At 70.7% G+C, this 18,837-nt stretch carries 21 protein-coding genes and 1 pseudogene; 2 read left to right on the top strand and 20 right to left on the bottom strand.

What is annotated here, in order from left to right; genetic code table 11:
* The first annotated feature begins 106 nt into the window (after positions 1–106).
* Entirely contained in the window at positions 107–1,018 is a 912-nt protein-coding gene (locus EV385_RS32970) for a hypothetical protein (RefSeq protein ID WP_130513757.1), read from the top strand.
* A 68-nt stretch (positions 1,019–1,086) separates the two neighbouring features.
* On the opposite strand, the gene EV385_RS32965 is transcribed toward EV385_RS32970, so the two are convergent.
* The 3 genes from EV385_RS32965 to EV385_RS32955 form a co-directional block, all read right to left on the bottom strand.
* Positions 1,087–1,596, bottom strand: a complete 510-nt coding sequence (locus tag EV385_RS32965) for a hypothetical protein (protein WP_130513756.1) — start codon at positions 1,594–1,596, stop codon at positions 1,087–1,089.
* Between the two features lie 89 nt (positions 1,597–1,685).
* Positions 1,686–3,665, bottom strand: coding sequence for an NACHT domain-containing protein (locus EV385_RS32960; RefSeq protein ID WP_130513755.1), 1,980 nt, complete (start codon positions 3,663–3,665; stop codon positions 1,686–1,688).
* Positions 3,666–3,784: 119 nt separating this feature from the next.
* Positions 3,785–4,183, bottom strand: coding sequence for a hypothetical protein (locus tag EV385_RS32955; RefSeq protein ID WP_130513754.1), 399 nt, complete (start codon positions 4,181–4,183; stop codon positions 3,785–3,787).
* Between the two features lie 237 nt (positions 4,184–4,420).
* On the opposite strand from EV385_RS32955, the gene EV385_RS32950 reads away from it, so the two are divergent.
* Positions 4,421–5,212, top strand: a complete 792-nt coding sequence (locus EV385_RS32950) for a hypothetical protein (RefSeq protein WP_130513753.1) — start codon at positions 4,421–4,423, stop codon at positions 5,210–5,212.
* A gap of 244 nt (positions 5,213–5,456) precedes the next feature.
* Here the strand turns inward: EV385_RS32950 and EV385_RS35560 are convergent, their stop codons facing one another.
* The 17 genes and pseudogenes from EV385_RS35560 to EV385_RS32880 form a co-directional block, all read right to left on the bottom strand.
* On the bottom strand, positions 5,457–5,912 hold the full coding sequence (locus tag EV385_RS35560; RefSeq protein WP_278045042.1) for a sigma factor-like helix-turn-helix DNA-binding protein: 456 nt from the start codon (positions 5,910–5,912) through the stop codon (positions 5,457–5,459).
* 153 nt (positions 5,913–6,065) lie between these two features.
* Positions 6,066–6,839: pseudogene (locus EV385_RS35555) on the bottom strand (sigma-70 family RNA polymerase sigma factor); the annotation flags it as partial.
* A gap of 117 nt (positions 6,840–6,956) precedes the next feature.
* Positions 6,957–7,100: a hypothetical protein gene (locus EV385_RS34165; protein WP_165449734.1), complete on the bottom strand. Its 144-nt coding sequence runs from the start codon at positions 7,098–7,100 to the stop codon at positions 6,957–6,959.
* Between the two features lie 659 nt (positions 7,101–7,759).
* Positions 7,760–7,996, bottom strand: a complete 237-nt coding sequence (locus tag EV385_RS32940; protein WP_130513751.1) for a hypothetical protein — start codon at positions 7,994–7,996, stop codon at positions 7,760–7,762.
* A 3-nt stretch (positions 7,997–7,999) separates the two neighbouring features.
* The gene (locus tag EV385_RS32935) at positions 8,000–8,302 is read right to left on the bottom strand and encodes a hypothetical protein (protein ID WP_242625395.1); all 303 of its coding nucleotides are present in this window, start codon (positions 8,300–8,302) and stop codon (positions 8,000–8,002) included.
* A gap of 5 nt (positions 8,303–8,307) precedes the next feature.
* Positions 8,308–8,871, bottom strand: coding sequence for a Pycsar system effector family protein (locus tag EV385_RS32930; RefSeq protein WP_242625394.1), 564 nt, complete (start codon positions 8,869–8,871; stop codon positions 8,308–8,310).
* Between the two features lie 75 nt (positions 8,872–8,946).
* Complete coding sequence (locus EV385_RS32925) at positions 8,947–11,292, bottom strand: DNA translocase FtsK (RefSeq protein WP_130513750.1); 2,346 nt, start codon at positions 11,290–11,292, stop codon at positions 8,947–8,949.
* 89 nt (positions 11,293–11,381) lie between these two features.
* Complete coding sequence (locus EV385_RS32920; RefSeq protein WP_130513749.1) at positions 11,382–13,334, bottom strand: ATP-binding protein; 1,953 nt, start codon at positions 13,332–13,334, stop codon at positions 11,382–11,384.
* 79 nt (positions 13,335–13,413) lie between these two features.
* The gene (locus EV385_RS32915; protein WP_130513748.1) at positions 13,414–14,646 is read right to left on the bottom strand and encodes a hypothetical protein; all 1,233 of its coding nucleotides are present in this window, start codon (positions 14,644–14,646) and stop codon (positions 13,414–13,416) included.
* On the bottom strand, positions 14,646–15,065 hold the full coding sequence (locus tag EV385_RS32910) for a hypothetical protein (protein ID WP_130513747.1): 420 nt from the start codon (positions 15,063–15,065) through the stop codon (positions 14,646–14,648). Before EV385_RS32910 ends, EV385_RS32915 begins: the two co-directional genes overlap by 1 nt.
* 30 nt (positions 15,066–15,095) lie before the next feature.
* Entirely contained in the window at positions 15,096–15,479 is a 384-nt protein-coding gene (locus tag EV385_RS32905) for a hypothetical protein (protein WP_242625393.1), read from the bottom strand.
* 142 nt (positions 15,480–15,621) lie between these two features.
* Positions 15,622–15,783, bottom strand: a complete 162-nt coding sequence (locus tag EV385_RS34160) for a hypothetical protein (protein ID WP_165449733.1) — start codon at positions 15,781–15,783, stop codon at positions 15,622–15,624.
* Positions 15,770–16,957: a hypothetical protein gene (locus EV385_RS34715; protein ID WP_207230180.1), complete on the bottom strand. Its 1,188-nt coding sequence runs from the start codon at positions 16,955–16,957 to the stop codon at positions 15,770–15,772. The genes EV385_RS34160 and EV385_RS34715 overlap by 14 nt, the downstream gene beginning before the upstream one ends.
* Complete coding sequence (locus EV385_RS32895; RefSeq protein ID WP_130513746.1) at positions 16,954–17,214, bottom strand: hypothetical protein; 261 nt, start codon at positions 17,212–17,214, stop codon at positions 16,954–16,956. Before EV385_RS32895 ends, EV385_RS34715 begins: the two co-directional genes overlap by 4 nt.
* Positions 17,211–17,672, bottom strand: coding sequence for a hypothetical protein (locus tag EV385_RS32890; RefSeq protein WP_130513745.1), 462 nt, complete (start codon positions 17,670–17,672; stop codon positions 17,211–17,213). The genes EV385_RS32895 and EV385_RS32890 overlap by 4 nt, the downstream gene beginning before the upstream one ends.
* On the bottom strand, positions 17,669–18,388 hold the full coding sequence (locus tag EV385_RS32885) for a GGDEF domain-containing protein (RefSeq protein WP_242625392.1): 720 nt from the start codon (positions 18,386–18,388) through the stop codon (positions 17,669–17,671). Before EV385_RS32885 ends, EV385_RS32890 begins: the two co-directional genes overlap by 4 nt.
* Positions 18,385–18,795: a WhiB family transcriptional regulator gene (locus EV385_RS32880; RefSeq protein WP_242625400.1), complete on the bottom strand. Its 411-nt coding sequence runs from the start codon at positions 18,793–18,795 to the stop codon at positions 18,385–18,387. Before EV385_RS32880 ends, EV385_RS32885 begins: the two co-directional genes overlap by 4 nt.
* Between the last annotated feature and the right edge of the window lie 42 nt (positions 18,796–18,837).

Genomic DNA, 18,837 nt, shown 5'->3' with positions numbered 1-18,837 from the left:
CGCAGGTCGGTAAACGGGCCGATGCTATCACGGGACATAATATGCTTGGATGGCTGAAGGAGTTCGCCAACCGAAACTGTCGGATGAGCCCCTTATGGTGCCGGTCATGGATGCGTTGTCGCAGACGCGCGAGGACGATGCCCGGGAAGTCTGGGCCTACGGGATGAACGTCCACATCGACCGGGACCACGACGACCTGCCTGGGCCGCGCAGCCCGGAGCAGCGAGCCGCCCGGCAACGACGGGTGAACCTGTACGCCAAACTCGTCCTGGTCAAGCTCGACGCGGACGTAGCCCGGCTCACCGAAGCAGCCCGACTGTGCCGAGAAGCCGCCGCCCAAGCCGTCGAACAGGGCGATGACCCGCACGGTGACTACGCGGGGGGCTACAGGTGCGGCGCCGAGCTGGCCGACACGGCTATCGCCATGATCCGCCAGGCCCATGCCGACGTGCGCCCGGCGGCCCGGCAGCGGCTGCTACGCCGAATGCAGCGCGACACCGCCGGGGTCTCCGAGCCGGGCATGGCCACGCGGGCCCGGCGCTGGCTGCGCCTGTCCCTTCACAACATCCGCTGGCTGCGCAAGCGGCGCCGGCTGCGCTCGTCGTGGCGAAGCCGCCGCGGCGAGCTGGCCGGGGTGCAGATCCGGTACCGGGAGCCTGCCACGGTGGCCGACTACGGGCAGGTGGAGGCGTACCTGGGCGACACGATGATCGGTCGCGCCGGGTATCAAGCCTGCGCGCAGTGTCGGCGAGGTCTTCTGTGCAAGGTGAACGCATACGCCCCGTACGAGGGCGTCGGCCTGGGCACGCTGCTGGTGACCGCATGCCTGACCGCCGGCGGCCTGCCCGCCGACGGTTACACCTGGCACACGACCGCCCAGTACCACGAGGCCCGCGGCTTCTGGCGGGCGATGAGCCGTACCCACCGCACCCCGTTCACCGCCCCGCTGCAGCCGCAGTGCCCGCACATGCAACGACCGATGTCTACTCCACCCGGCCTCGACCTGGACCTCGTGTGAGTTCAGCGAGCGGAAGACCACCGGTCCGGCTCCCACGCTAAGGGGCCCGCACCGACTGACTGGCTACCTCAACGCGTGGGAAGCGTCAGCAGCGCCGACCGGATGAACTCGACGTCCTCGTCCGCGTCTTCCCCGACCTCCATGAGCGCCTCGTGCGCACCCAGCCGGTTGTCGTCCGCGAACGTCCAGTTGTTCTCCGAGTCGCCCGCCGCCCAGAACAGGACAGCCGCGTTGTACTTCACCATCGCCAGCCCAGCGAAGGTCAGCGGCTGGGGGTGCGGGTTGCCCTGCTGGAGCATGTCGATCAGTCTCGACTCCGCCTCCTGACAGGCCGCCAATGCTGCCTCGAGATCACCGGTGCAGATGTGGACCGCCGCCAAGTTGTTCGCGGTGCGCGCGGTGCCGTACTGCTCCTGCCAGTCGTCCATGTTGCGGCGGGCGTTCAGCATGGTCTCGATAGACGCAGCATCAGGGAACGGCTCAGACCTCGACTCGACGTACAGCGGCCGGTCCTGGCCAGTCAGAAGGAACTCGCGGTGGCCGTTGATGCCTTCGATGATGGGAGCAGCGCCAGTCATGACTCAAGCCTATGGACGGCGCGTGCCCACGACGTCACCGGCGGTCACGGATGGCTGACCGGCATGCTCCCGCTCACCCGACTGGGCCTTCAACGGCCGAACCGATCAGCGAACCAGCGACAATGCCACGCAGCACCTCGGTCAGCCGGTCCGTCGGCTGACTCTGCCGGTGATCGATGCGCGCCAGCCGGTGCCGGACCGCGGGCCGCCACCACCTCGGAACCGGCGAGATGGTCTTGCAGACGCGCGTGCCGGAATTGGTACACGCCGCCAGCCTGACGCAGCAGCCCACGGTCGTGGGCTTCGTGCAAGAAGGCCACCAGGTTCCACGGGATACTGCCGCGCATGGCCAGCAGCACACGGGCCAGGAGGAACCATCCCCACGCCCCTGTGAGCACGCCCATGCAGCCGCTGATGAGCCCGATCCTGAGCCCGACCGTCAGTCCCATCGTCGGGCTGTTCGCGAACATGCCAGTGAACACGCCCATGAACGCACCGGCCAGTCCACCGAAGAGCCCGCCCGCAAGCGATGCGGCGCGGTCATCGGACAGAAGGGTCGTGGGACTGGACGCGCGTTGATCATCATCGACGTTACGTAGGAGCCCGCCCCAGAGCCCGCCCATAAGTCCGCCCAGGATCCCTACCACGAGCCCGAGCGCGAACCCGGCCCCGAACCAGGCCGCGAATCCGCCGCCAGACAACACGTTCAGGAGCCCGAACAGTAGGCCGAACCCGAGGCCATACCGGAGCCCGTCCCCGAGGCCACCCCAGGTCCTGGCCAAGAGTCTGCGGGCACGGATGTCCACCCGCCGTGGAACCGGCGGCGCCAGGTACCCGACCAGACCGACCACGGGCCCGCCCACCAGACAGCCCATCAGCCCGTCCTCGAGACCGCCGGTGAGACCGAACGCCATCCCACCCGCGAGCCCTCCGGCGAGACCGCCCGCGAGGCTGCGCCCCCAGCGGGGCAGCGCGCGATGGAGCTGCCACCAGGCCAGGTCGTAGGTCCCGCACCGGCGGAGATAGCCGGCCAGGAAGATCAGGTGCCGATGCGCGGCGGCGGTCTCTTCGGCGGTGCGGGCACGACGGCGGCGGGTGGCGGCGGCGAAGGCCACCGGAGTCAGCCGCTCGATCAAAGAATTTTCGATGCCCGCGCGGGTGCCTGCCCAGTCGGCGTCCAGCAGTTCGTCCGGGCGGGTTCCGCGTGCCCGGTACACCACCCGCGCCAACGAGGCGTACAACGGCGTGGTCAGCACTTGGGCCAACGGCGAGTCCGGCTGGGTGTGCAGCTGCTCGGTGACCCGGTCCCAGCGGTTAGGGCCTTGGTCAGTGCCCTCCACAAGGTAGCGGCCCACCTCCCCGGTGGTCAGCGCCTGGATCTGCACTACCGGGGTACTCGCCAGCGCCCCGTGTCCGGTGACCGCGGCCTCGTAGGGCCCGGTGCGGCAGGTCAGCACGAAATGCCGTAGCTGCCCGGCCGCCGTCTCGATACCCGCCAACGCCGCTTGATGCTGTCCGAGGGCGATCTCATCCAAGCCGTCCAGAACCGGCAGAATCCGACCCGTGACGACCAGCTCCTTCGCCAGGCTGCGCCGCGTACCGTCCGGGCCGGTCACCATAGGGGCCAGCAATGGGTTACCGGCGACCAACTGCTCGGCGATCCACTCTGACAGCGGCTGTTGCGGATCCCAGCCGCCGATCGACAACAGCACCGGAACCGGATCGGCCGTCCCCCCGCTGCGCCTGATCTCGGCCAAGGCCGCGTCGAGCAGAGCAACGGTCAGGTACAACGCCAAGACAGACTTGCCCGCCCCCGACTTACCCAGCACCACCAACCGCCGCGGCGACTCGGAACGGGTGAACATCACCGAGATCTCGTCGACGTTCCCTTCCAGGAACAGCGGCCCGCCACCGGGCCGACCATGGACCGCAGCCCAACTGGCCATCACGGTGGGTTCGACCTTCCAGCGCACCGGCAGCGGGTAGGGACCGCCTTGTAGCCGGGCGGCCAGCTCGCGGGCCCACTGCTCGAGCTGGTCCCGCACGAGGCTTTCCACTGCGGCGGCCACCGGATCAGCTGGCGTCCGGCTGCCTACGTGGACCGGGCCGTAGAAGACACCCGCCGCGCCGGAGTTGGCATCGATGCGGACAGCGGCCGGGTCGGTGCAGTCACCGGCGACGGGCGACCCTAGGCCGTCGCCGGCGCCGCTGGGGGGCCCGGAGGGTGGTGGATCGTCACAGGGGCGCTGATCACGCCGGCGACCACGCCGTTGTTGCTGGACACCGTGATGTTGAATGTGCGCGCGGTGGTCGGATCTGCCAACACCAGCAGCCGCTCGGCCGCGGCCACGACCTCGCCGTCCTGGGTAGCGCCCGACGCGTCCAGTTCGCCGCCGATGAGGGCCTGCCACACTCCGGGCTCGGTCTCGTCGGCCTCCAGCGCCTCCCGCGCCTGCCCGCGCAGCCACGGCCGCAACAGCTTCTTCAACCCCGCGTAGGCGTCCTGCACCGCGGAGGTCGCTGTGCTCGTGATGCCCGCACTCGCACCTGCGGCCAACGCCGCCACGATGACATCGCTGCCCGACACGCTGCGGCTCCTTCTCTCGGATCGATGGCCACAGTGTGACCGACCCGCCCGACCGCCGAGCCGTGCGTGTCGGTGTTCTGATTGAGATCAGCCGGTGACTCGCCAGACGGGCAGGCAGCCGTCGTTCGTTTCCGCCGATCGCGAAGGAGACCCGACGGAGGAGGCTGTTCCCGACGCCAAGACCACCGACTGAGGGCCTGCAGTCCTCTCCCTGCCACCTCGCCGAGGGGCAGGTGCGTGCACGCGAAGTTGTCGTGGGGTCTACCTACAGTGGCGATTGTGAATATCGACGAGCAGGAGCGTTGGCCCTCGCGGCACGGCGAGCCGTGGACCGAGGAGGATTACGCACGATTGATGCGGTGCATCGCCGCGGGCGCCTCGCTGGTAGAGGTCGCGGGCGAGTTGGGCCGCTCGTCCAGCGGAGTGCAGGGCCAGCTGCGGCGCCTGGTGCCCGCCGAGGTACCGGCCCGGACTCGCGTCGAGTGGTTGCGCGCCAAGCTGGCCGAGGACGGTTTCGATTGGCGTGCGGCGCTGCGCGCGAGCGCCACGACGGACGCCAGCGTGGTGTGGCTCGACGATGACGACAATCGGGTCCGCGCCGGCTGGAGTGACCGGGTGGCCCTGCCGACGCTGGCCGCGCGGCTGCAACGCTCGGAGTCGGCCGTGGTCGCTCGGCTGATCGGGCTCGGCCTGGCCGCGAACGTGGTGGAGGTCGTCGACCGGATCGGCGCGTCTGCCGATGGCGCGGTCGAGGCCCGCGCCAGGCTCGCACGAGCCGAGAGGGTCGAGGCCGTGTACGTGGTGGTCGTGGAGACCGGCGACCGGCCGCAGGTGAGCGTGCACCACAGCCGCGAGCACGCCGAACAGCACCGGCAAGAGGTCGCCGGTCCGGCCGCGCGGGCATGGGTGCTGCGCCGGCTTCTCGACGGACGCGACACGTGGTCACCCGATTCGCCGCAGATGTCGCCTATGCCCGTCGCAAGCGACGAGAGCACCACCGTTCGATGCCAAGGACTCCTCACCGACTGATCCTGGGTCGTGGCCGCGATCAGATAGGCGGCGGCCCTGCGGGACCTGAACCGCGGATCTCGGCGCGCTGACCCAGGGACCGGCCACGGTCGGAATGCCGGACCAGCGGGCGGCTTGCCGGGCCACCGCCGTGAACACCGCCACCGCCGCGGGCTGCCGCACGACTAGAACGGCGAGGTCCACCACCACCGTGTCGAGATGGTCGGCCGGCGCTTGCACATTGGTGCCATCGTCTTCCCGATGGTCAGGGCTCATCGCTACGCAGGGTCTGCATCGCCTTGCAGAGCTGTGATCGGACGGTCGTCTCGCTGATCCCAAGATCGGCCGCGATCTGCTTTCGGCTGGCGCCGTCGAGGAAGCGTCGTACGACGTCGCGCTGTCCCTTGGGCAGTCGCATGAGGCTCATCGGGCTGACGTCCGTCCCGGAGAAGTCCGTCGCGATGTAGCGCCGCCGCGACGTGGGCTCTGGTGGTGGTTGCGGTTGCCGCGGGAGGGGGGCAGCGAGCGCACGGTTGGCCCGTGAAAGGTGGACGCGGACTGTGGACGGCGCGAGTCCAGTTGACCGCGCGACCTCGGCGGCGGTCTTGCCCTCCTCGACAATCTGCATGTAGATGGCCCGCTGCTGTTCGGGTAAGGCACGCACTCGCGCGGAGATGCTGTCGGGAACGGGACTTGGGGCGGCGGTGACCTGGATGGGCATCGGGGGTTCAGGTGCCGGCGGTTTCGGAACTGTAGCTGCGGGGCTGGGATGCGCTGCGGGGTCGGTGCGCGTTGAGTTCTCCTCCGCCGGGACGCCCGTGCCGTTGAGGCCCACGTCGATGGTCTGCTGTGACGGAGCCGACCGGCCCCAGTCAAAGCCCTCGGGGAGGAGCCGGGCGAGTGCGCGGACCGATCTGTACTGCAGCGCCTTGACCGCGCTCTCGTTCATGTCCATCGTCCGAGCTGTCTCGGCCACCGTGAGACCTTGCAGGAACCTCAGGGTGATGCACTGCTGTTGCTCTGGATTGAGCTGTTTTACCGCGGTGAATAGGGCCATGTGGGTGATGTGGTCGACGACGGCGGTTTCCGGGTTGCCCTCCGGAGTGCGGTCTTCGCCGTCAACGGCGATTGCCTCATCGGTGGTGACCTCGAGCCGGTAGCGCCCGGACTTGAAGTGGTCCGCCGCGAGGTTGCGGGCGATAGTGACCAGCCATGCGCCGAGGTCGCGGCCCTGCCAGGTGTAGCTGCCGATGCGCTTGAAGGCCCGCATGAACGTGTCGGACGTGAGGTCCTCGGCCAGCTCGCGGTTACCGACGCGGAAGTAGACGAAGCGGAAAACCGTATCGACGTACTGGTGGTAGAGCTGGCCGAACGCGTCTTGGTCGCCTGCCTGGGCACGCACGACCAGCTGCCACACCTTGGCGGCCGGGTCGGTGGGGTCCGGTCCAGCCGGATACGCGGCCGGCTCGGCGGCACCTTCCTCCCGGTTCGGACGATCGTGGTCGGACGCTCGCGGAGCTTCGCGAACCGGCGGCGCGGGCGGCGTAGGCCGCGCGGCGTGGTCACTGGCACGTTGACTTGGGCGGGGCACGAGCCGGGAACTGCTTTCCTGGCCTTCCTCAGCCGGAACAGCAGCGGCATCACCGATGTGTTGGCGCGGACGCCGCCGTGGACCCGGACGTCGTGGTGCGCCGGTTAGCGCACCACGACAGAATCGGGCAGAGTCGTCCGTCGCCGAGCTAGAAACTGTCACGGCGGTATGCGGTCATGCTTCGGCGCGCACGGGCACCAGAATCACGACCAAGATGAATACCGGTGCCAAGGTCAGAATCTGCTCGGGGGTCCAACCGAGCACGATCGGGACCAGAACGCACGAGGCGTACCAGGGCAACCTGCGGGTGATCGACATACTCGTCTCCTCTGCGCAATCCGTTGGACGACCGGCTCCGCACTCCGCCAAGAACACCGAGAACGGTCAGGCGGAACGATAAACCGGATACGGCCACGGCCGAAAGGTGTAGAACGAGATAGCGGTGCGGGTCTGTAAACAATGGAATCTCGGTAAGCGCTGACTCCGGATGCACTTGATCTATAAAACGCTTCACTCTAATGGGTGAAGACGGCGGCCTAGCTCAGTCCACGTGAGAACACAGCTTGATCGCTTCTCGGACGGTTGCGCAGATGGTGGGGCTGTGGTTGACGTAAACAGTGCAAATCTCGGTAAGCGCACGCCGGCTCGCACGTTGGCACTACTGACGGGTTCGTCCCGTCGGAAAGCATGGAGGGGAGCCCCTCCGCGCATCCGTTGGCGCCCGCCACCTTGCACTCCGCCAAGAGAACCCAGGTGGCGGGCATCACCACTCCCGGCGCAAGACGACCAGGGGCCGACGTGAACCGGCCGGCCGAAGGGCCTCGACAAGGTGCGGTCCCGCTCGTAGTCGTGAAGATCGGCCTCAGCCCCGCCCAAGGGTACGGACGGGGCTGATACAACCGCGGCTCTCGACTCCCCTTCCGGCTGCCAGGCCCCGGAGGCTCGGGGAACTTAACGGCAGTCGGTGGCGGCCCTGATCATCTTGCGGAACAGGATGTCGGTGAGGCGGGTGTCTCACCGTTGCGGTTGACGTACCGCTGGTCGCTGGCGGGTTGACGCCGGTACGCCTGGGTCATCAGGACGTCGGTGTGGTCGCGTCGCCCGTCGACGGTCCAGGTCCGGACTCCATCGCGGAACAACGTGTACCGCACCGCGGTGTACTCAGTGCGGGTGTCGTCGTGGTGGACGACGGTCAGGGTATCGACGTACGGCATCGCTCACGCTCCCTGGTGGAGGGTGGTCAGGTAGTCGGCCAGCTCGCCGTTGCGCTGGTACAGCTCGCCGTACTGGTCGTCGGGGCCGTCGTGGGCGGCCAGTAGCCGCCGGGCCTGGCTGAGCGCCGCGGCGATTCCGCTGGCCCGGTACCAGACGATGGCGGCCGGGTAGTCCGGGTCAGGATCGGTGACGATCTCGAGCCGGTACTCCTGCTGCCCAGCCGGTACGGGCCCGGCGGGCACGGTCGGGGTGACCTTCGCGGTGAGAGGGCTGGCGATAGGCCGGTGCGCGGTGACGGTGGACATGGCGGTCACCGCGCCCAGGTCGATACGAGCGCGGCGGTCGCCGCAGCGGTCAGGCCGACGACGAGCAGGGTCTGCGCGCGACGGATCCGGACGAACTTGGTGTGTAGCGACTGGGAGAGCCAGCGTAGTTGGCGGGCCTGTTCGGTGAGCGCGGCGCTGCCGGTCCCGTCTGGTTCCTGTGCGAGGTCGTCGAGCAGATCCTGGCCGCCGGTCGTGGCCGCCCAGCGGACGAAGCCGAAGTCCCCGCCCAGGTTCGGGCGCAGCGCGGCGGTCAGCAGCAGCACGGCGACGCCGACAGCTGCGGCGGCGGCCCAGCCGACGGCCGCGGCCGGCCCGGGTAGTTTGCCGCCGCCGAGCAGAGCCAGTCCCGCGATGAGCAGCCCGGACGCCAGGTTAAGGAAGTTGCCGGCCTTGGTGTCGACGCGGGTCTCGATGGCGCGCACGGTGCTGGTCTCGGTGTGGAGCCGGCCGCCGATCAGGATGGTGTCGCGTTCGTCGAGCAGTTCGTCGACGGCGGGTGACGCGACGAGTGGTTGCTGCTCGGTGGTGGTGTCGTCGAACAGGGGCATGATCGGTGGTGCCTCCTTCGGTGAGGTGGTGGGCGGCCCGGGCTTGTCGAGGCGTACGGGCCGCCCGCGCGGGGGTCAGCGGCGTTGCTGCCGCTGCGGGAACGGCACAACGTTGGAGTCCGCATTGGCCTGGTCGTCGGCGTCGAGTTCGACGCGTATGCGGGCCAACTCGTCGGGCTTGACCAGCACGTCGCGGGCCTTGGAGCCCTCGGACGGGCCGACGATCCCGGCGTCCTGCATCAGGTCCATCAGCCGGCCGGCCTTGGCGTAACCGATGCGCAGCTTGCGTTGCAGCATCGATGTGGAGCCGAACTGGCTGGCCACCACGAGCTCGATGGCCTGCAGGAACAGGGCCCGGTCGGCGTCGGCGTCGACGTTGCTCCGCGGCACGGCGGTGGGCCCGGGCGCGGGTGCAGCCTCGGCCTCGGCTGGCTGCACAGCCGCCCTCGCCGGGGCAGCGGGGGCGGGTTGCTGGCGCCGCCAGTGCCCGACGACCGCGGCGATCTCCTTCTCGGTCACCCATGCGCCCTGCAGCCGGATCGGGGTGGACGCGCCGACCGGGATGAACAGGCCATCACCGCGACCGAGCAGCTTCTCCGCGCCAGGGGCGTCGATGATCACCCGGGAGTCGGGCAGTGAGGCGACTGCGAACGCGAGCCGCGACGGCAGGTTCGCCTTGATCAGGCCGGTGACCACGTCCACGCTGGGCCGCTGGGTGGCCAGGACAAGGTGGATGCCGGCGGCCCGGGCCAACTGCAGGATCCGCACGATTGGGCCTTCGACGTCGAGCTCGTCATCGTCCTTGGCGGCCTTGCCGGCAACCATCATCAGGTCGGCCAGCTCGTCCACGACCGCGAGCAGGTAGGGCAGCGGTGTTGCGCCGGCCGCGCGGGCCTTGCGGTTGAAGTCCTCGATGTTGCGGACCCCGGCCTCGGCGAGGGCGTCGTAGCGCTGCTCCATCTCGCGGACCAGCCAATGCAGTGCCTCGACGGCCTTGACCGGGTTGGTGACGATCGGCGTCACCAGGTGCGGCAGGCCGGTGTACGCGGCCAGCTCAACGCGCTTGGGGTCGATCAGCAGCAGCCGCACCTCGTCCGGGGTGGCCCGGGTCAGCACGCTGGTCAGCAGGCTATTGAGGAATCCGGACTTGCCGGAGCCGGTGGCGCCCCCCACCAGCAGGTGCGGCATGTCGGCCAGCACCGCGGTGACCGGGCGGCCGTCGATGTCCTTACCGAGGCCGATCAGTAGCCGGTGGCTGCTGCGGTGCGACCAGGCGGCGTAGGCGTGGATGACGTCGCCGAGGCTGACGGTCTCCCGGTCGCTGTTGGGGATCTCCACCCCGACGGCGCTCTTACCGGGGATCGGGCTGAGGATCCGCACGTTCGGGGTGCCCAGCACGAGGGCGAAGTTCTGCTCCAACCCGGTGATCTTGGAAACCTTCACGCCAGGTCCGACAGTGATCTCGTAGCGGGTCACGGCCGGGCCGCGCCGGTAGCCGCCGACGCTGGCGTTCACTTTGAACTCGGCCAGGACACCCTGCAGCTTCGCCTTGATCTCGTCGCCCGCGGCGGTGCGCTTCTTCGGCGGGTCGCCGGCGGTGAGCAGGCTCAGCGGCGGCAAATGCCAGCCGCCCACCACCGCCGCCGTCTGCTCACCCGCGGCAGTCGCCGCCGGGCGGGCCTGGGTGGCGCCGGCCGGGGCCGGGTGGACGGGAGCCGCCGGCGTCGGGGGTGCCGGTGTTGCGGCGGGTGCCGCCGGTGAGACCGGCGCCGCTGCAGCGGGTGGCAGGGCGGAGCCGTCGTCGAAGTCGTCGTCGAGGTCGTCGAGTTCGGCTACCGGGCGGGGCTGCGGCCGGGGCAGGGTGAAGCCGGTGACGGTGATGAGTCCGGCGGTGGCAGAAAGGACCAGGACGGGCAGCATCACCCAGGCGGTGACCAGCGCCGCCGGCGCGGCGCCAGTGATGCGGCCGAGCAGCCCGCCCGCCCCGGCGGCCAGGTCGGCGACGCCGGCGATCGCCGCGGCGGTCAGGGCGGCGCCGCCGGTCTGCCGGATCAGCGCCGGGCTTCCCAGTCCGGCGGGCATCCGCAGCACCTGCACGGCTAGGTAGAGCAGCCCGGCTGGGGCGGCGTACGCGAGGACTCCGATCAGGGTGCCGGCGAGGGCGGCGATCCCGGCGAGCGCGGCGCCAGCTGTCCCGGCCGGGTGGGTCCACATCGCGGCGCCGAGCACCATCCCGGTCAGCAGCAGCAGGGTGCCGAGACCGTCGTGGGGCTGCCCGGCGCCGCGGTCGGCGCCGTCCGCGAGGGGTGTGATGCCGCGGACGGCGCGGCCGGTGCCGATGGTCAGCCCCTGCCAGGCGGCGCGGGCGATCGGTCCGAGGGCGCCCGGCTCGGGTGCCGGTTGCTGCTTACGGCGTGCCATCTCGGTTCGTCTCCGTTCGGGGGCAGCACGAGATCCGGGCAGGTGGAAGACGGTGGGATAAGAAGAGGGGCGAGCTGGGCCCGCGGTGGTCAGCGTCCGGCGCCGACCTTGCCGGGCAGCGTGTAGGCGCCGGTGTTCTCGGCGGGCCGCACGATGACCGCACGCTCGGTGAGGGCCTTGAGCAGCGCGTACAGCTGGGACTTGCCGACCGGGCAGTCGGGCCGGTCCAGCAGGGCCTGCGCGGAGGTGGGCCCGGAGCGCAGGCACGCGAGGACCCACTCGGTGCTGGTCTGCGGGCCAGCCGGCGCTGCGGGGCTCTTGCCGTTGGTGCCGAGGCCGAACCAGGCGCGCATCTTGTCCAGTCCGCCGCTGCCGTCGGCTGTGCCGGCGGTGTGCGGTCGGGCGGCCTTGACCGGCGTGATCGACTCGATCGGGTCGACGTTCCAGACGACCGCGACGTGCGGGGAGGCGTCGGCGGCGGCCTTCTCGTCAAGTTTCGCGGTCCGCCCGATCATGCCGACCTTGCTGGCGGAGCGCAGGTAGCCCATGCCCGCGGTGACCTGGCCCTTCGCGTCCAGGTCTGGGATGGCGAACGGGTCGCCGACGAAGTCGTCTGGCAGGATCGTGGATCCGGAACCACGGTTGGACAGGCGCAGCACGAGGGTGTTGCCGGCGACCACCGCGTCACGGATGCGGATCGAGCCGCCCAGCGAGCCGTTCTGCGGGATCTGCGTGGCCAGGATCAGCCCCACGCCGGTCTTGCGCATCGTCTCGACGGCCTGCTCGACCAGTGGCACGATGGGGGTGTTGCGGATCAGTACCAGCTGGCACTCGTCGATGATCCCCATCATCTTGCGGAAGCCCAGGGCCTTGACCCGGGGGTCGTTCTCGTCGAACACCTCGATACCGGCCTCGGCCAGCCGCTTCGACCGGTACATGATCTCGGCGTGGAACCGGGCGACGACCAGGGTGACCGCGGCCGGGCCGGCGTGGTACTCGGTTTTGTCCCTCCACGCCGGCAGGCTCTGCCCGTGCTGGGAGTCGCCGACGACCACCATCCATCCGTCAGCGAGCAGGTTCGCGATAAGCACGCCCAACGCGCGGGACTTACCCGAGCCGGAACTCCCGACGACCAGGCCGCCCTTGACGCCGAAGCCAGGCGGCATGAACGTCCACCAGCCCGGCGACCCGTCGACGTAGGTGAGGATCTCGCAGCGGCCCTCGCGCATGGTCGGCCCGGTCCACGGCACCCCGCCGGCGATGTAGGAGCGTTGGGTCAGGCTGCACCGCACCTTGGCGGCTTTGCCGGTGGCGGCGAACCCGACGGTGCCGTCACCCAGGTCCAGGGCGACTTCCACCTCCGGACCCTTCTTGATGATCGCGGCGTTGGTGACTCCGCGGCCGGGCATCAGCTGCACGATCAGGTCGGTGACCCCGTCGCGGGGCTCGAACGCCCGGAGCACCCGAGTGCCCGCGCACACCCCGACCGCCACGACCTCAAGCTCCCACCGCCGCGCCCACCGCTCGGTGAGCGGGTCCACCTCCCGCGGCGCCGCGACCAGCGGTGCCGGCTCGGGTAGCGGCGCGGGCTGCAGTTGGCGCAGGTGGTGCCACCATGGCCAGCCCAGCAGCATCCCCGCCGCCAGCGGCGCGAACACAGTCCACACCGGATGGCTTGCGAGCATGGCCGGGCCACCGGCGGCGACCGTCGCGACCGCGACGCCGCCGAGCACGGCGACGATCGCGGCCCGCCAACCGCGGACCACCCGGCTGCGGGCTGGCCATACCGCCGCGGTGATGAGCGCGGCGAGCACGGCCAGGCCGATCGTGCCCGGCGGAACGCCGAGCGGCCCGGACAACCAGACCACCCCCAGTTCGGCGCCGACCCAGTACAGCGGGAACAACCGCCGCCACGACTTGCGGATCACCCAGCCCACGGCCAGGACGACGCAGACGACCGCGGCGGCCGCCACCATGCCCAGCTTGCGGGCCCGCTCGGCCCGAACCTCAGCGATCGTGGGCCTCTTCGCGTTCGCCGCCATGCCGTCCTCCTGATCCGCGCCGTGAGGTGAAAGAGAGAACGCGAGGGCCCCGGCCTCGCTGTCCGAGGCCCATCGCTGATCAGCCGCCGACCAGGACCTCTTCGGAGGCCAGATTGCCGCCGGTCTCGGCGACGGTGTCGCCCACGTGACCGTCCTTGGCGTTGAAATCGGCCAGCGCCGCCTCCAGCGACTCCTGCGCGTTGTCGATCAGCGCCTTGGCCGCCTGGAACGCCTCGGACGCCTCCCGTACGTGCTCCACGGTGGTCGTCGCCATCCGCAGGTTCTCGAACCGCTCCGCGGCCTCGGCCAGCACGCCGGCGAACTCGGCGATCTGCTCGGCCCGCGTGCTGGCGGTCTCCGCGGCCTGGTTGAACCCGGCGCGGATCTCCTCGGGCCCAGTGGCATCCAGATTCACGGTGGTACTCCTTTCGTTCGCGGTGCCGACCGGGGTGCCGGCACCGGAGGTCTGGGTGGCGTCGATCAGCGCCATCAGGTCGCGGTCGTCCGCCGGAGGGTTCGTGCCGTCGGCCGGGGCCGCGTCATCCGCCGCTTCGCGGGCCGGTAGTGACGCCGCCGTTGTGGCGTCGTTCCGTGCGGGTGCTCCGTCGGCGGAGCCGCCGGGGATCACCCGCAGCTGCGGGCGGTCTCCTGCGGACGCGCTCGCCGGCGCCACCCGCCGGCAGCTGTCGCACTGCCCGTCCCTCATCACGCCCCTCGGGCACTGGCCGCACGCCAGGACGACCGGCATGTCGATCACTTCGGGCTCGGGTTGCGTCTGACCTGCGCCGTCCTGCGACTGCTCGGCTGGCTCCGCCGGGGCAGGGTCGGCCGGGGCAGGGTCTGGGTGGTACCGCTCGGGGTGCTCGACACGGGTGTGGTCCCGACCAGCGCCGAGCGCGTTGGCCTCAAGCCGGTAACGCCGGCTGCACCAGCCGCAAATGTCGCAGTCGGCGTAGAACCCCTCGTCGTCGGCGTGATCGACGAAGACACCGTCGACGGCTCGCGCCCCCGCCCGGCGGGCAACCGCGCGGCGTTTACGCGCCCGGGCCGCGGCGGTGGCATCCTCCACCACCCCGGCCAGGTAACCGCCCACCGCGGCCCTGGTCCGTCCCCAGGCGCCGCCCGTCGGCGGCGGGGGCGGCTTGCCTTGCGCGGCCGCGGCCTGTTCGGCGGCCCGGTGCACCGCCCGTTCCCGCTGCCGCGGCGACTGCTTGCCGCGGACGACGCCGTACGCGGCGTCCTCCAGGATGTACACGGCGCTTTTCGCGACCGCCAGCCAGACCAAGATGGTGAAGATGGTGACGGGATCCATCAGGACACGCTCCTGATCACGCTGCCGAGCGAGGTCACCACGATCGGCAGCAGCACGGCGCAGGCCAGCGCGGCGTGTGCCAGGCCGCCCTTGCCGCCGCCGCCCTTGCCGCCTCCCCCGCCGCCTTTGCCGCCCTTGCCGCGCAGGAAGACGATCACAACCACGGCCAGGACGAACCCGGTCACGGTCGGCAAGGCCACCTCGACCGCGTGGGTGCTCTGCCCGATCGTCTGCGAGATCGGCCCGGAGACCGCGCCGACGCCCTGGGCGAACCAGTGGGTGATCCAGTGGGTGACGACCCCGGCGAGCATCGCGCCGACCACCAGGCCGACCACGACGCGCAGCCGGGGCATGAACTTGAAGAACAGCGACAGCGCGATGAACGCGACGCCGAGCAGAACGGTCAGCGCACCGGACATGAGAAGTGCCTCCTTCCAAAGAGGTGGGTGTCAGAGGGTGAGAGAGCCGACCAGAACGCCGAGCAGCAGCAAGGCCGCAGCGGTCCGGGCCGGGTCCTGCAAGGCCCAGGAGGCCAGATGCAGCACTGCCCGCGGGATCAGCACGAGCAGCGACCAGCAGGCCATCGCGACCTGTCGCGGGTCGTCGGCGTCGCGCGCCGCGCGGACCTGCTCAGTCAGTGCGCTCAGCGGCTCCGGTGTGCCCGTCCACACCGCATGGACGCTGCCCCAATCCCCCGGAATGTCACCAATGGTGATTCCGGGACCGGACTGTCGGCCAGAACGGCCTGAGAACTTTTGTACCGGTTCATAGCGAAACTCTTCCGGTAGGGGAGGGGCTTCCTGAGCCGCTGACCTGCGGTCGGCGAGGTCCACGACGTCCGCCTCCGGTCGGACTGGAAAAACCGGCGGCGATGACTGTGGGTAGTTGTTTGCGGGGAGTGCGCTCACCGCCCGGCCTGCCCTTCTGCGTATGGGTTTCGCCCCCGACGAGTGGAGACTGGAGAGTGATCGACGGTTACGTCGTCCGGGACGGGCTCGGCTGCCGCATGCCCGGCGCCCCGGCCTGGCGGCCGTCAGCGTCGCGACCGTGTGGCAGCGCGGCGGTCAGGGGATTGGCGTGCGTCTGCCGCGGGACGCTGCCGACCTGTGCGGTACCGGCGGGGTCAGGACGCGACATCGGCCTGCTCCTTGCTCGTCAGCGCGGCGGCCCAGTCCCGGGCGTACCGGCGGAACACTCCGGTCTCGTCGCTATCCCGCCCGGCCGCCCGGGCCAGCTCCGCGCCCGTCGGGGTCCGCCCGGCCGCGGTCTCGGCGTCCCAGAAAGCCCTGGCCGCAGCCTTGGGTGAGCCTGTACCGGTACCGGTGGGCGTACCGGTACGAGAGGTCAGCGGCCGCCGACCGGTACCTGCAGCCGGTACCGGTCGCGGCCGTCCCGGACCGGTTCCGGTGCGCGCCGGTACCGCGCGGCCGGTATCGGTACGCGGTACCGGCGCCCCGCCCGACACTGCCGGCGGTACTGCGGCCAGTACCGGTGCGTCGTGGTCCCGGAACAGGCCCAGTTCGTCCAGCCGCGGCGCGTTGTCCCACGGGCGGGCCGCCGCGGTGTAGGAGTCGAACAGGCCGATCAGGAACGCGGTACCGGCGCAGCCGAGCGGCCCGATCGCGTGCGGCAGCGCGGTCAGCAGACCGCTCCAGCCGCCGTGCCAGCCACCGAGGATGTTCAGCGCCAGCGACAGTCCCAGTGCGACCCACTCGGCGACAGTGGCCCGCCAGTCGGTGTCACCACCGGAGGAGCGCAGTACCGCCCGGCCGATGATGATCAGCGCGACGATCACGATCAGCGCGGGCTCCACCGCCCACGAGGCCGCCCACGCCGCTGACCCGCGAGCCAGATCGAGCAGCCGGACCACACCGGCCTGCACCCCGGTTGTCGACCAGACCGCGAACGCGGCCAGCACCGGCAGGCCCGCCCACAGCGCCACCGTGCGCACCTTCGCGATCCGCAACGCCCGCATCTCCGCTGAGCCCAGTATCAGCGCCCGGATCCGGGCCCGCGCCCCCGAGCTGGCCGCACGCCGATACAGCGCCGCCAACTCGTCGGCCTCTGCGGCGTCGCGGATCCGCTCCCTGCGGGCCCGCTTCGCGGTGGCCTCCTGCTCGTCGACCTCGGCCATCGCCAGCTCGTGCTGCACCGACGTTGCCCGGCGTGTCCAGACGTCCTCACGCTGTACTGACTGCAGCGCCCGCTCGGCGGCCAGCTGCTCGCGCAGCTCGGCCGCCTCTCCGGACAACTGCTCGAGCGTGTCGACCGGCACCAGCAGCGCACCGTGGCGGACGAACTCGGCCGTCACCGGGCCGCCTCCTTCGGCACCCGCCGGTAGCACTGCTGCGCGACGCCGAACCGCTCGTCTGCAATCAGCTTCTGGCCGCGCCCGTACAGTTCCCGGGCGATCTCGTCTTCGGCGCACTGCTGGTGACACGGGCGGCCGGAACCGTCGCGCATCTTGGTTGACCCGTCCCCGAAGCGGCAGGGCCGCGAGTGGTCGGGGTCGTAGTGGCCCGGTCCGGTCCAGTCGAGACGGACCCGAACGATCAGCGCCGCGGTCATCGGATCACCTCTCTGGCGATCACCCGCATCACCCGGTTGTGGCGGTAGCGCAGCCAGTCGCGGTACCGCCCGACGAGCGCGCCGAGCACGACCGCGACCGCGGCCGCGCCGATCATCGCGGCCAGCCAGCACACCAGGCGCTCATCGAGCACGACGGCAGCGGCGCCCAGCGCACAGGCGGCTACCCCGGCCGCCAGGGCCGGTGCCCACGTGCGCCAGCGCGCCGGCGTCTCGCCGGTGGCCACCGCGGCGGTGGCGGGCAGCCACCGACCGGACAAGCCGTGGAAGTCCCAGGCCGCCTCACAGACCGGGCAGCCGAAACCGTCGGCCCGCTCCTGCAGCTGGGTGTCGTCGAGCGGGCAGTACGGGCCCACCATGTACAGCGGCGCGTTGGGCGGGACCGGGTGGAGTTTGCGCCATGCCAGGGAACCGGGCAGGGGGACGGTGAACGTGGTCATCGCCGCACCGCCCACAGGTCGCGACCAGCGCCGGTCATCTCCCGCAGCCGTGCGACAGGCCGTTCGGGCTCCAAGGCAGCCAGCTCACCCGGCAAGCCGTACTCGACCAGCTGGTTGCCGCCGCGAACCTTGCCCCGATACACCGCCATATCAGCCGAGCGCAGTGCCCGCCGAAGCGACGCATCCGGCAGCACCTGGACCAGGCCGACGCTGGCTGTCACCGTCACTCGGTGGCCCGACTCCAGCTCCATCGGCTGACGCAGCGCCTTCAGTGCGTGCAGCGCGCGCATCCACGGCACCAAGCTCGACGCCTGGTGTTCCGGGCTGTCCGCCACGACGAGGAACTCGTCGCCGCCGAACCGACCGACCACATCGCCCGTCTCCGCGAATGCCATGGAGAGCCGGCGCGCCGCCTCGACCAGCACCTCATCGCCAGCTGCATGGCCGAACGTGTCGTTGACCTGCTTGAAATCGTCGAGATCGACCATGATCAGCGACCACGGGCGGCCGTTGTCGGCTCGCTCGTTGAGTGCGGTTTCCAAACCTGCCCGGTTCACCAGCCCGGTCAGCCGGTCGTGCGCCGCGTCATGCCGCGCCACCGCGCACGCCGTACGGGCCGCGTCGAGATCGGCGTGCATTCGACGCAGCAGCAGAGCTGCGGGGGCAGCAGCGGCGACGGCCCCGGCCGCTGCGGTCAGGATCTCGGCGACGATCATCGGGCACCGCCCTTGGGCGCCCGGAACTGGCGCAGGGCATCACGGCGTTCACCAGCGCACAGGCCGCCGCGTACGCCGTGGACGTCGCCGCTGGCTGCCTCCTCGCGGTAGGCGAGCACGCCGCACTCGTCTTTCACCGGGCAGCCCTTACAGGCCCGGCGGGCCTGTGCGACGGCCTTGACGCCGGTCTCCTCGAGGGGGAACCAGAGGTCGTGCGTTTTGTCCGCGCCGCCTACGTCGGACGGATGGGGAGCGGCGACGCTGGCATGGAACGTGACGACCGTCGTGGAGGCCGCGCCGGGGCGGCACAGGCCGGAGGCGGCCACCCGCTTTCGCAGGACCGCGGTGCTCTCCGCCGCGACTTCAGAGCGCGTGCCTTCCGGAAGCGGCGCAGATACGGTGGTCATGGGCACGTCGATCAGTTCCTTCCGTGAGATGAACGTTCGGAT

Source organism: Krasilnikovia cinnamomea, from assembly GCF_004217545.1.
GTDB classification, from domain to species: Bacteria; Actinomycetota; Actinomycetes; order Mycobacteriales; family Micromonosporaceae; genus Actinoplanes; species Actinoplanes cinnamomeus.
Note: the sequence above shows the minus strand (reverse complement) of the source record. Positions and strands in the feature narration are given on the sequence as shown.